12 protein-coding genes and 1 pseudogene are annotated in these 12,581 nt (G+C 64.2%); 8 read left to right on the forward strand and 5 right to left on the reverse strand.

What is annotated here, in order from left to right; genetic code table 11:
- Positions 1-304: 304 nt before the first annotated feature.
- From E8F20_RS04950 to E8F20_RS04975, 6 genes are all read left to right on the forward strand, one after another.
- On the forward strand, positions 305-1,165 hold the full coding sequence (locus tag E8F20_RS04950; RefSeq protein WP_280282716.1) for a CAP domain-containing protein: 861 nt from the start codon (positions 305-307) through the stop codon (positions 1,163-1,165).
- Positions 1,166-1,352: 187 nt separating this feature from the next.
- Positions 1,353-2,297, forward strand: a complete 945-nt coding sequence (locus E8F20_RS04955) for a chromate resistance protein ChrB domain-containing protein (protein WP_280282717.1) — start codon at positions 1,353-1,355, stop codon at positions 2,295-2,297.
- Positions 2,290-3,654, forward strand: coding sequence for a chromate efflux transporter (gene chrA, locus E8F20_RS04960; protein WP_280282718.1), 1,365 nt, complete (start codon positions 2,290-2,292; stop codon positions 3,652-3,654). The genes E8F20_RS04955 and chrA overlap by 8 nt, the downstream gene beginning before the upstream one ends.
- A 10-nt stretch (positions 3,655-3,664) precedes the next feature.
- The gene (locus E8F20_RS04965) at positions 3,665-3,985 is read left to right on the forward strand and encodes a rhodanese-like domain-containing protein (protein WP_280282719.1); all 321 of its coding nucleotides are present in this window, start codon (positions 3,665-3,667) and stop codon (positions 3,983-3,985) included.
- Positions 3,986-4,005: 20 nt separating this feature from the next.
- Positions 4,006-4,458, forward strand: coding sequence for a chromate resistance protein ChrB domain-containing protein (locus E8F20_RS04970; protein WP_280282720.1), 453 nt, complete (start codon positions 4,006-4,008; stop codon positions 4,456-4,458).
- Positions 4,459-4,636: 178 nt separating this feature from the next.
- Entirely contained in the window at positions 4,637-6,109 is a 1,473-nt protein-coding gene (locus E8F20_RS04975; protein ID WP_280282721.1) for a HAMP domain-containing sensor histidine kinase, read from the forward strand.
- Between the two features lie 106 nt (positions 6,110-6,215).
- Here the strand turns inward: E8F20_RS04975 and E8F20_RS04980 are convergent, their stop codons facing one another.
- Entirely contained in the window at positions 6,216-6,662 is a 447-nt protein-coding gene (locus E8F20_RS04980) for a MerR family transcriptional regulator (protein WP_280282722.1), read from the reverse strand.
- Between the two features lie 124 nt (positions 6,663-6,786).
- Here E8F20_RS04980 and E8F20_RS04985 point away from each other — a divergent pair, with 124 nt between their 5' ends.
- Positions 6,787-8,022 carry an NADH:flavin oxidoreductase/NADH oxidase family protein gene (locus E8F20_RS04985; protein ID WP_280282723.1) on the forward strand — a complete coding sequence of 412 codons (1,236 nt, stop codon included), beginning with the start codon at positions 6,787-6,789 and terminating at the stop codon, positions 8,020-8,022.
- A 56-nt stretch (positions 8,023-8,078) separates the two neighbouring features.
- Here the strand turns inward: E8F20_RS04985 and E8F20_RS04990 are convergent.
- The 4 genes and pseudogenes from E8F20_RS04990 to E8F20_RS05005 form a co-directional block, all read right to left on the reverse strand.
- Positions 8,079-8,165: pseudogene (locus E8F20_RS04990) on the reverse strand (DUF1801 domain-containing protein); the annotation flags it as partial.
- A 4-nt stretch (positions 8,166-8,169) separates the two neighbouring features.
- The gene (locus E8F20_RS04995) at positions 8,170-9,975 is read right to left on the reverse strand and encodes a monovalent cation:proton antiporter-2 (CPA2) family protein (protein ID WP_280282724.1); all 1,806 of its coding nucleotides are present in this window, start codon (positions 9,973-9,975) and stop codon (positions 8,170-8,172) included.
- A gap of 190 nt (positions 9,976-10,165) precedes the next feature.
- Positions 10,166-10,723 (reverse strand): antibiotic biosynthesis monooxygenase, encoded by a 558-nt coding sequence (locus E8F20_RS05000; RefSeq protein WP_280282725.1) that lies wholly within the window; start codon positions 10,721-10,723, stop codon positions 10,166-10,168.
- A gap of 67 nt (positions 10,724-10,790) precedes the next feature.
- Positions 10,791-11,435 carry a hydrolase gene (locus E8F20_RS05005; RefSeq protein ID WP_280282726.1) on the reverse strand — a complete coding sequence of 215 codons (645 nt, stop codon included), beginning with the start codon at positions 11,433-11,435 and terminating at the stop codon, positions 10,791-10,793.
- Positions 11,436-11,592: 157 nt separating this feature from the next.
- Here E8F20_RS05005 and E8F20_RS05010 point away from each other — a divergent pair, with 157 nt between their 5' ends.
- On the forward strand, positions 11,593-12,498 hold the full coding sequence (locus E8F20_RS05010; protein WP_280282727.1) for a LysR family transcriptional regulator: 906 nt from the start codon (positions 11,593-11,595) through the stop codon (positions 12,496-12,498).
- Positions 12,499-12,581 lie beyond the last annotated feature (83 nt).

Below are 12,581 nucleotides of genomic sequence, written 5' to 3' on the forward strand. Positions count from 1 at the left end.
GGTAGTTTGGCGGAGCCAAACCCGGATGCAGGGGCAAGCCCTTTGGTTCCTTTCGGCGCTTGAGAAAGGGACTCGTCCGGGGGGACGAAACCAGAAGCATCCGCAAAACTCGGCAAGCAGCCTGGCTCAGGACGTACTAGCAACACTTAACGCAGACATAGCCAATTCATTCGCCAAGGGCAGCGAAGCTGCCCCAAGCCCCCCCATCAGACGTGTAACAGATTTCCCCTGCGCTCATGAACCTGCTCCTCGCGCAGCAGTCATACACCGGCCTGATCCATCAACCTTCTCCACAAGCCCATTCATGCGCCCAATCGTCCGAACCCTACGCTTGCTCCCCCTGTTCCCCGCCGCCCTGATCTCCCTGCTCGCCAACCCGGCCCATGCCGGCGATGATCGTCAGTTGCTGGCGGCCATCAACGACTACCGCACTCACAACCAGCGCTGTGGATGGCGCAGCTTCCAGGCCACATCGCCGCTGGTGTTGAAATCGAACCTGGCCTTGCCGGTGGGCTACTCGGGTGAATTGCGGCGCAAGTTGCGAGAGGCCGGGTATCAGGCCGCAGAGGTGCGCAGCATCAGTCTGTCGCGGGCCCGAGATGCGCGGGCGGCCTTCAACATGCTTCGCGACGACTACTGCGCAGACCTGCTCGACAGCCAGGTTTCCGATATCGGCATCAGTCGCAGCGGCAACCAATGGCGCCTGGTGCTCACGCGGCCGCTGGCCAGTGCCCAGTTGGGGGATGCCCGTTCGGCCGGGCAGGCATTGCTGGCCCAAGTCAACGCCGCGCGGGCCAAGCCGCGCCAGTGCGGTAGCAAGCGCTTCGGCGCCGCCCGCGCTCTGACCTGGAGCACCGCGCTGGGCAAGGCCGCCCAACAGCACAGCCGCTCCATGGCCAATCGCGACTACTTTTCCCACAACGGCCCTGACGGCGATTCGCCCTTCGACCGAGCCCGCGCGGCGGGCTTCAAGGGACGACAGGTCGGCGAAAACATCGCCGCCGGCCAGGGTTCACCCCGCGCGGCCATGGACAGCTGGCTGGCCAGCCCCGGCCATTGCGCCAACCTGATGAACCCCAGGTTCACCCAGGTCGGTGCCGCCTACGCCTCGCAGACCCGCAGCGAGAACGGTATCTACTGGACCATGATGTTCGGCGCACCCTGAGTCCGCAGGACGGGTATCGCTACCCGTCCATCCTGTTAGCTCCGTCGCGGCCTGTCCGCCAAGGGCATTTACAGCGACACGAAATCGCCCTGAGTGACCGAGGCCTCTTTTTTGACGGGCGGGACTTTTCCCGCGCTCGGATAAATAATAATGTAGCGATTGATACATATTTTGATAGATACGCTACATGAAAGATTGGCTCTCTCTCGTCCTCACCCTCCCCACTGCCAATGCCACTGCGCGCATGCGCGCCTGGCGTGCGTTGAAGGCCTGTGGCGCGGCGGTACTGCGGGACGGGGTGTATCTGCTACCAGACAGCGACGTCTGCCGTACGGCGCTTGCGGCCATCGAGCGCGACATCCTTTCGATCCAGGGCACCGCCTACCTGCTGCCCATCCATGATCCCCAGGGCGAGCGCTTCATTCCACTGTTCGATCGCACCGAGGACTATGCGGCGCTGCGCGCCGAGATCGAGGTCTGTCGCGGCCAACTGACCGCCGAGAACGCGCTGGCCTCTACCAGACAGATCCGCAAGCTGCGCAAGTCCTTCACCCAGCTTGCAGCCATCGACTTTTTCCCGGGGCGAGCCGGTCAGGATGTCGATGTGGCACTGCAAGGCCTGGAAACCGCCCTGAGCCGTGCCCTGTCGGCAGATGAGCCCGGTAGCCATGACCAGCCCATTCCCGTTCTCAGGCGGGAGGACTACCAGGGCCGCCTCTGGGCCACGCGAAAGCGCCCGTGGGTCGACCGTCTGGCCAGCGCCTGGCTCATCCGTCGTTACATTGACCACGGCGCTCGAATCCTCTGGCTGGACTCACCCCATGATTGCCCGGCGGATGCCCTCGGTTTCGATTTCGATGGCGCCACCTTCAGCCACGTCGGCAACCGCGTCACCTTCGAGACCCTGCAAGCCAGCTTCGAGCTGAACGCACCGTCCCTGGGGAAAGTCGCCGCCCTGGTGCACTACCTGGACGTAGGCGGTGTTCAGCCGCTAGAAGCGCAGGGCGTCGAGCGGGTTCTGGCCGGCCTGCGGGAAAGCCTCTCGGATGATGATCAGCTCCTGACCGCCGCCAGCGCCATTTTCGATGGCCTGCTGACGGCCTTTGCCAATGAAGAGAAAAACGATGAGTGAAACCACCATGCGCGCCGACGAACAGTCGCCATCCGGTGCCCGTCCCGTAAGCCTGTTCCAGGCCTTCCTGTTCTGGCTCAAGCTCGGTTTCATCAGCTTCGGCGGGCCCGCCGGGCAGATTGCGATCATGCACCAGGAGCTGGTGGAACGGAGGCGCTGGATCAGCGAGCGGCGCTTTCTCCACGCCCTGAACTACTGCATGTTGCTGCCGGGGCCGGAGGCCCAGCAGCTCGCGACCTACATCGGCTGGCTGATGCACCGGACCTGGGGAGGTGTGATTGCCGGCGCGCTCTTCGTATTGCCGTCGCTGTTCATCCTGATCGCGCTGTCCTGGGTCTACATCGCCTTTGGTGAGGTGCCGGTCGTGGCCGGGCTGTTCTACGGCATCAAGCCGGCAGTCACCGCCATCGTGGTCCAGGCCGCCCACCGCATTGGCTCGCGCGCCTTGAAGAACAATTGGTTGTGGGGTATCGCCGCGGCCTCCTTCATCGCCATCTTCGCCCTGAATGTCCCGTTTCCCCTGATCGTGCTAGGCGCGGCACTGATCGGCTACGTGGGTGGACGCCTCTTCCCGGACAAGTTCGCGCTGGGCGGTGGCCATGCTGCGACAAAAGCCACCTATGGGCCGGCGCTGATCGATGACGACACGCCCACGCCCGAGCATGCGCGCTTTCGCTGGCCTCGCTTGCTGGCACTGGCGGTCATCGGCGGCGTGCTCTGGCTGCTGCCCATGGGCCTGCTGATGGCTGCCTTCGGCTGGCACGGCACGCTCACCCAGATGGGCTGGTTCTTCACCAAGGCGGCGCTGCTTACCTTCGGTGGCGCCTATGCGGTGTTGCCCTATGTCTACCAAGGTGCGGTGGGCCACTACGGCTGGCTCACCCCGACGCAAATGATCGACGGCCTGGCCCTGGGGGAAACCACGCCGGGTCCGCTGATCATGGTCGTCGCCTTCGTCGGTTTCGTGGGGGCCTACGTGAACCCGATGTTCGGCGCCGACCAGGCCTTTCTGGCCGGCGCCGTGGCCGCCACCCTGGTCACCTGGTTCACGTTCCTGCCGTCATTCCTGTTCATCCTCGCGGGCGGCCCGCTGGTGGAATCCACCCATGGCGAGCTGAAATTCACGGCCCCGCTCACCGGCATCACCGCCGCGGTGGTGGGGGTGATTCTCAACCTGGCTCTCTTCTTCGGCTACCACGTGCTCTGGCCACAAGGCTTCGACGGGCGCTTCGATTGGCCGTCGGCGCTGATCGCCGTGGCAGCGGCAATTGCCCTGTTCCGATTCAAGCGAGGCGTCATCCCGGTGTTGCTGGCTTGTGCCCTGGTTGGGTTGCTGGTGCACCTGTTGCGTACCTGAGAGGTGTGATATGGGCCGGATCACGAGTGGCGAACTGATGGAGTGGCAAGCGGCAGGACGCAATTTCACCTTGCTGGATGTGCGCCGCGAAGCAGTACGCGCGGCTGACGCGGCGGCCATTCCTGAGGCGCGCTGGCTCGATCCCGAGTCGGTGTTTACCTGGAAGGATTCGGTACCACGGGACAGGCCCGTGGTGCTCTATTGCGCCCATGGCCACGAAATCAGCCAGGGTATCGCCGCCACCCTGGACGCCATGGGGCTCGATGCGCGCTACCTGATCGATGGTTTTTCCGGTTGGTGTGACGCCGGCCGGCCCACCCGGAGCCTGTAAACGCAGGCGGGAGGTGCTCCATGAAATGGGTTACCCGTGAACGCCCGAAGATCGACCGTATCGCCTGCCCCTGGCTCATCCAGCGTTTCATCGATCCGCAGCCGGAGTTTCTCTATGTTCCGGCCACCGACGTGCTGCGCGTGGCCACCGAGCAGGATGCGGCCCCCTACGACATCCCCGGCGTCGAACTCAGCCATGACGGCGAGCTATGCAGCTTCGATGCCTTTCTGAAGAAGTACGCACTGGATGACCCCGCCCTGCGTCAACTGGCGGAGATCGTCCGTGGCGCCGACACCGCGCGCCTTGGCCTTACGCCGCAGTCGGCGGGCCTGTACGCCATCTCCCTGGGCCTGTCGCACAACTTCACCCATGACCACGAGATGCTGCAGCACGGCCTGATCCTCTATGACGCGCTTTACGCCTGGTGCAAGGAATGCCAGACCGAAACCCATGACTGGCCGCCCCGGATGTGAGGCGGCCAGCCCGGCTCGATGGGCGGTGACTCAATGGGCATGGTAATCGGGGCCGATCGTCCGACTGGTCTCCAGTCACGCCGGGAACTCGACCACCTGGCGCAGCGCTGAAGGGGCCACAATTGGCCCTGTGTCCACTGCTGCTATACAGGATCGAAAAACACTGGGAGGGCCGCTCATGCAGCTGGCGACTGTCTGGGGGAAATACATATTGGAGCGGGATACGGATGCCATCGCGCCTACCGAGTCGTTCAACCTGCTCCGCTGGTTCTCGATCATCAGCCTGGTGATCATCAGCTCTGTCGCCGTGGGACTCGGGCTCATCGCCACGCGCTTCGTGGTCAATGAGAGCCTGGCGCGCGACGCCCTACTGACCGCGCAGTTCATCCAGACCCTCGCCGCTGGCGAAGTCCGGCATCACCGTCTGCCAGGCATGGACATGGGCGAGCTGCTGCTTCTTCAGGACGCCGCTGAACTGTCGGAGGACGAGCGACACCGACGGGAACGCGCCCGTTCCGAGTTTCTCGAACACCTTTCCCACTTGCCGGACGCCTTGCTGGCCACCATTTACTCCCCTGACCACGTTGTCGTCTGGTCGACCAATCCCGCCCTGATCGGCCAGCGAGTCGAGGGTGACGAAGAAATGGAGAAGGCCTTCAGTTCGGCGACCGAAGTTTCAGCCGAATTCACTGAGGTCGGGGAAAAACCTGTCGAGCAGCAGTTCCTGCGGCCGCCCAAGAACCTCTTCATCGAGAACTACATCCCGCTGACCGATGGAAGGGGCAAGGTTCTGTCCATGGTCGAGATCTACAAGGAACCCGTGGACCTGATCGAGCGGGTGAACCGTGGCTACAGGATGATCTGGCTGGCTACCGCAGTCGGTGGCCTGTTGATCTACTTCGGCCTGTTCTGGATTGTGCGGCGTGCCTCGCGGCTGCTGGCCTCGCAGCAGAACCAGTTGGTAGCCAACCGGACCTATGTGGGCCTTGGGGAAATGTCTTCGGCTGTTGCCCACAGCCTGCGCAACCCGCTGGCCGCCATTCGCTCCAGCGCCGAACTGGCCCAGGAGGTGGATGGCCCGGATTTGCAGAAGTGTGTGCGCGACATCATCAGCCAGGTCGACCGCATGTCCACCTGGGTTCGCGAGCTCCTCCTCTGCCTGCGCCCCCTGCATGGTGAGTCGCAGAAGGTTGAACCGTTCGAAATCATGAAAGAAACCCTGGAGCATTTCGGAGCGCAACTGGCGAAGGCGAACATCCAGGTTGAGATGAGCAATGATTCCCCGCCTATGGTGGTCAGCCACCACATGCTGCTCTCCCAGGTGCTGAACAGCGTCGTCGCCAATGCCCTCGAGGCGATGCAAAAGGGCGGCAAGCTCAAGGTCGGTATCGAGACCGACGTTACAGGTCGGTGGCTCTTCATGAACATAAGCGACACCGGCCAAGGCATGTCGCGTCAGCAGGAAGCGATGGCTTTCAAGTCCTTCTACACCACCAAACAAGGTGGGCTGGGGATAGGCTTGATCATGGTGAAACAGATCATGGAGCGCTTTGGGGGGCGAGCCAGTCTGAGCAGTCGCGAGAACGAAGGCACCCGCGTCTGCCTCTGCTTCAAGGTTGCTGAGCCGGACCCAGAACAGGTGCAACCGTAGCGACCGCCGCTACAAGGTAGCGATGCGCACCAACAGCAGAAGCATTGCCAGCCACTTTATGAGGTCCAGGCTGCCGTTTCGGAACGATGACGGGGAGGGTATCTGCTCAGTTGTCATCGTCTATCCGTGCGGGGCGCTCAGCCCCGTTCGCGCCGTCCCGCCACCCGGCCAGCATGCGCTGGGCGTTTTCCTCGCAGGCCATGCCTTCGGGTTTGCCTTCGATGCCGGCGATGATTTCCAGCAGCCGCGCGCGGTTCTGCGCCAGGCGTTGCTGCATCGCGTCGATCTCGCTGACTTTGCGCTGAAGACTTTCCAGCAGCAGGTCGTGGTTGCTGGTGCGCTGGGCGGGGTCGGGCATTAGGTTGCGCATTTCCTCCAGGCTGAATCCAGCCTGTTGTCCACAGGCGATGATCTCCAGCGCGTGCAGCGTCTGCTCGGAATAGTCGCGATAGCCGTTGCCCATGCGCCGCGCGCTGATCAGGCCACTGGCTTCGTAGAAGCGGATGCGCGAGGTGGCCAGGCCACTGCGCCGGGCGAGTTCGCCGATCTTCATTTAATGGGCTCCCCTATTGACTTTAAAGTTGACTTTAACCTTAGGCTTTGCCGCGACATAGTCCCGCCCTCGCCCGGTTATCCACAAACCGACGCATGGCGCCCCACCTTTCCGGAGAGCCTCAATGTCGCCCTTCCAGTCCCTGCAGTTGCCCAATGGCGCCGTCATTCCAAACCGCATCGCCAAGGCGGCGATGGAGGAAAACCTCGCGAATCAGGACCAGACCCCGTCTGACCCGCTGTTGCGCCTCTACCGCGCCTGGGCAGAGGGTGGCGCCGGGCTGCTGCTGACCGGCAACGTGATGGTGGACGCCCGCGCCATGACCGGCCCCGGCGGCGTGGTGCTGGAGGAAGGACAGCGGTTGGAGCGCTTCCGCGAATGGGCGCGCATCGGCCGGGCGCGAGGGGCGCAGTTCTGGATGCAGATCAACCACCCCGGCCGGCAGATGCAGGCCAACCTCGGCCAGCCCACCGTGGCGCCCTCTGCCGTGGCGTTGGACATGGGTGGGCTGTCGAAGCTGTTCCCGGTGCCCAAGGCCCTGGACGAAGTGGAGATTGCCGCGCTGATCCAGCGTTTCGCCCGCACCGCAGCGCTGGCCGAACAGGCCGGCTTCAGCGGGGTGCAAGTGCATGCCGCCCACGGCTACCTGCTGAGCCAGTTCCTCTCGCCCCTGAGCAACCGTCGCGAGGACCGTTGGGGCGGCTCCATCGAGAACCGTGCGCGCTTGTTGCTGGAGGTGGTGAAGGCTGTGCGCGCAGCGGTGTCGCCGGGCTTCTGCGTGGCGGTGAAGCTGAACTCGGCGGACTTCCAGCGCGGCGGCTTCGAGCCGAGCGATGCGCGCCAGGTGGTGCTCTGGCTCAGCGAGCTGTCGGTGGACCTGGTGGAACTCTCCGGTGGCAGCTACGAGGCGCCGGCCATGCAGGGCGATGCCCGTGATGGCCGCACCCTGGCCCGCGAAGCCTACTTCCTGGAGTTCGCCCAGGAGATCGCCGCAATAGCGACCGTGCCGGTGATGGTCACCGGTGGAATCCGTCGCCTGCCGGTGGTGGAACAGGTGCTGGCCGGTGGCGTGGCCATGGCTGGCATCGCTACTGCACTGGCGGTCAACCCGGCCCTGCCGGGGCTTTGGCAAGCGGGCCAGTCCCAGGCCAGTGCCGATCTGCCGCCGATCCGCTGGAAGCGCAAGGCCTTCGCTGCGTTGGCCTACATGTCCCTGGTGAAACTCCAGATGCAGCGCCTGGCGCGCGGCCACCAGCCGGACCCGAACGCCTCCCCCCTGCGGGCATTGTTGCAGGAGCAGTGGAAAACCCTGCGCCGCGCCCGGCAGTACCGGCGGCATATGAGTAGCCGGGTGAACTGAGGCGTCTCGGAGCGTTGCTTATCCGGCGGGTCTGGCGTGCTTCTTTTCTGGGAACTGGCTGTGTTGAGTGCCACGGCGGCGTGAATCAGCGCCGCCAGTGCCTTTTCATCAAGGCTGTCGTCGTCATGGATATCGATGGCGCGGCTGTTACTTCACCCCTTTGTCTTCGATCAGGTCGGCGTCGAACAGGTGTTCCAGCTCGGCACGGGCTTCGCGGGCGGTCTGGATCACTGCGGCCTCGTCGTCGTAGACCTGGTGCTGGGCGGCCAGCACTTCTTCATCGTGGCGCTGGAAGCGGCGGATGCGGGCATTGGCCTGATCCTCGTCGAGGCCCATGCCGAGCAGCGCCTGGCGACTCATTTCCAGGGCGGAGTGGAAGGTTTCGCGCACCGGCACGGCGCCAAGGTCCAGCAGGCGATGGACGTGCTGGCGGTTGCGCGCGCGGGCGATGACCTTGATGTGCGGGTAGAGGCGTTTCACCAGCTCGGTGGTCTTGAGGTTGGTGTCTGGATCATCGGTGGCGACGATGAAGAATTCGGCCTTGTCCACCTTGGCCGCGCGGAGAATTTCCGGGCGTAGGGGGTCGCCGTAGTAGATGGGCATGCGGCCCAGGCTACGACCGTACTCGATCATTTCCACATTGGTGTCCAGCGCCACATAGGGCACCCGCTGGGCGCGCAGCATCCGCGCGATGATCTGGCCCATGCGGCCCATGCCGGCGACCACCACGCGCGGCGCGTCGTTGTCGATGCGGGTGTATTCCTCCGGTACGGTCATCGGCGTTGGCCTGGTCTTGAACAGGCGGAACAGGGTCAGCACCAGCAGCGGCGTGATGGCCATGGACAGGGTGATGGCGAGCACCAGCAGGTCGTGCAGATGGTTATCCAGCAGGCTCTGCTCGAAGGCCAGCTTGAACACCACGAAGGCGAATTCGCCGCCAGCCGCAAGGACGATGCCCAGGCGCAGTGCATGGGCGTTATCCAGCCCGCCGCCAAGACGGCCGACCAGGAACAGCAGCGGCAGCTTGATCAGCACCAGCAGCAGGGTCAGGCCGATCACCACCAGCGGCTGGTTCAGCAGCAGGCTGAGGTCGGCGGTCATGCCCACGCTGATGAAGAACAGGCCCAGCAGCAGGCCCTTGAACGGCTCGATCTGGGATTCCAGTTCGTGGCGGTATTCCGAGTCCGCCAGCAGCAGGCCGGCGATGAAGGCGCCGAGGGCCATGGAGACGCCCACCAGCTCCATCAGCCAGGCGGTCCCGATCACCACCAGCAGTGCGGTGGCGGTGGAGACTTCCTGCAGCTTGGTCTTGGCGACGATGCGGAATACCGGCCGCAGCAGGTAACGGCCACCGACGATGACCGCCCCCACGCTGCCTACGACCTGGAGCAGGTGGACCAGCGTGTCGCGGTCGGCCTCCAGCTCGCCGGCGCCACTGATGACCGGAAGCAGGGCGATCAGCGGGATGGCGGCGATGTCCTGGAACAACAGGATGGCGAAGGCCAGGCGGCCGTGGGGGCTGGTCAGTTCCTTGCGCTCGGCGAGTATCTGCAGGCCGAAGGCAGTGGATGATAGCGCCAGGCCAAGGCCCAGCACGGCGGCGGTGTTCAGCGATTGGGCGAAGCCCAGCCAGGCGATGGCGCCGATGGCAAGGGCGGTCAGCAGCACCTGGGCAAACCCGATACCGAATACCGAGCGGCGCATGACCCATAGGCGCCGGGGAGAGAGTTCCAGGCCGATGATGAAGAGCAGCAACACCACGCCCAGTTCGGAGAGGCGGGCGACACTTTCCGTGTCGCTGATCAGACCCAGTGCGGACGGGCCGATCAGCACTCCGGCGGCGAGGTAACCCAGTACGGCCCCCAGTTGCAGGCGCTTGGCCAGGGGCACCGTGAGGACGGCTGCGACCAGGAAAATCACTGCGACCTGCAGCAGGCTGCCGTCGTGAGGCATGAGTTACTCCTTGGGATACGTGCGCGGGGCGACATCATAAAACAGCGTTGCAGCCGCGCCGAATCAGGTCATTCGTTGTGCGCCGTGGAGGGCATGCACGGCTCTTCCTGTGGGGCCGCCCTTCGGGACACTACCCAGCGCGCTCATGGCTGTAGTCGGGAGGGCCTTCGCCCATGCAACCCTCCCGATGTCAGCGTTGGTTCAACCAGCCAGCGAAGAAACGCGTCACCGGAGGCATGAAGAGATAGACCACCAGCAGCACGATGCTGGCCGTGATCACCACGTTGCTCGCCACGTACCCGGCGAGCCAGGGCTGCAGCCTAAACAGCGGCTGCCAGAGCAGCGGCACCAGCAGGGCCAGCGGCAGGATCACCAGGAAGGTCACGCAGGCCTGCTTCCAGCGTGGCGGTTGCGGCACGGTGACAGGGGCCGGGGTGAACCAGAATTCGCGCTCGGGGTTGATCTCCACCTGGTCGCCATCGGCCAGCAGGTGGCTGACCTCCTCGATCAGGCTGCTACGGTCGGTGGAATCCAGCCAGGCCTGGAGTTGAGCGGTACTGGCGAAGCGCAGGACGCAGGTAAACAGGTGCAGGCCGTCTTTGCGATCCCGAACCACGTCGATACCGAGGTGGCCGGGGTAGCCCTTGGCGATGCCGATGATGCGGCGCAGCCAGCCTTCGTATTCCTGTTCCCGGCCTTCCTTGACCCGATGGCGAATCAGCAGGGTGACGATGTCGTCGGTGGTCATGGTGAGGTGCTCCGTGCAAGGCGCGAAAGAAGGCCGGAGGCGCTGGGCGCCTCCGGCCTGTAGGGGTTTAGTTCACTTGGCGCTGGGGCGCCTTGTGGACCAGGGTGTAGGCGTAGTCCACGCCCATGCCGTAGGCGCCGCTGTGCTCCTGCACCAGGCCGATCACGGCGTCGTAGGTTTCCTTCTTCGACCAGTCGCGCTGGTACTCGAGCAGGACCTGCTGCCAGGTCACCGGAATGGCGCCGGCCTGGATCATGCGTTGCACTGACATGTCATGGGCTTCCTTGGAGGTACCGCCGGAAGCGTCGGTGACAATGTAGACCTCGTAGCCGGCTTCGATGGCTTCCAGGGCGGGGAAGGTCAGGCAGACTTCGGTCCAGAGCGCGGCCATGATCAGTTTCTTGCGGCCGGTGGCTTTGACGGCGGCGACGAACTTGTCGTCTTCCCAGGAGTTCATCGAGGTGCGCTCGATGGGCTGCTGGCCCGGGAACACGCCCAGAATTTCCGGCCAGAGGTAGCCGCTGAAGCTTTCGGTCTCGACGGTGGTGAGGATGGTCGGCACGTTGAAGATCTTGGCGCTCTTGGCCAGGGCCACGGTGTTGTTCTTCAGTTGCTGGCGGTCGATGGACTGCACGCCAAAGGCCATTTGCGGCTGGTGGTCGATCAGGATCAGTGCGGAATTGGTCGGGTTCAGCAGTTCGCGGATGGACATGGCATTTCTCCTGGAGCGTGGGTTGTCTGATTGCTTCCTGGCCGGTGCCTCGTTCGTGAGGCTGTTTGGTTCCGACGTGGGATGAATTCTGATCTCGCCCATTAAGAGAGACAATTAGGCATAATTGAACTTCATTGATTCTTTTTTGGAGACATTGATGGACAGGGTCGAGTGCATGCGCGCCTTTATCGAAACCGTGCGCAGCAACGGATTCGCGGCGGCGGCGCGGGCGTTGGACGTGCCGCGCTCCACTGTGAGCAAGCAGGTGCAGGCGCTGGAGGAAGCGATCGGTGTGCAGTTGCTCGTGCGCACGACGCGCAGCCTGCATCTGACGGAGGCGGGGGCGGAATACTTCGAGTCGGCGCGGGACCTGCTGGCAGCCCTGGACGAGGCCGAGCAACGTGCGCGCGATGGGGTGGGGGAGTTGCGAGGGGTGTTGCGGGTGAATGCGCCCATGTCCTTCGGGCTGCGCAAGCTGGGACCGCTGATCCCACTCTTCCATGAGCGGCATCCGCAGATCGAACTGCAACTGGTGCTCAGCGACCAGCAGGTAGACCCGGTGCGCGGCGGCTTCGATGTGACCATCCGCATCGCCAGCCTGGCGGACTCCTCCATGGTCGCCCGCACCATTGCGCCAGCACCGCGTTACCTGGTGGCTTCACCGGCCTACCTGGAACGGGCCGGCGTGCCGCAGTCCCCGGAGGAACTCGCCAGCCATGCTTTCCTGGGGTACGGCTACCTGCAGAGCGGTGTCAGTCTGGCGCTCAGCAACGGCGAGGAAACCCGCCGCGTGCAACTGAACGGTCCACTCCAGGCCAACAACGGCGACTTCCTCGCCCAGGTCGCGGAGGCCGGTATGGGCATTGCCCTGCTGCCGAGTTTCATCGTCGACGAAGCCCTGGCGGCCGGGCGACTGGTGGCGGTGCTCTGCGAATGGCAGGCGCCGCCCATCAGCATCAACGCCGTCTACCCCTCGGCGCGCCGCCTGCCGCAGAAGACACGGGCCTTCATCGATTTCCTGGTGGAGGAGATGACCCGGGCGAATGAGCAGGTGACGTGCTGATTCAGGACCAGGAAACCTGTAGGGGTGATTTCAATCGCCAAGCAGGCCGAAGGTCTGCCCTTCGAGTCGGGCAGGGGCTGCGA

Origin of the sequence: Pseudomonas sp. BN415 (assembly GCF_029871195.1) — a bacterium.
In the GTDB taxonomy this organism is placed as follows: Bacteria; Pseudomonadota; Gammaproteobacteria; order Pseudomonadales; family Pseudomonadaceae; genus Metapseudomonas; species Metapseudomonas resinovorans.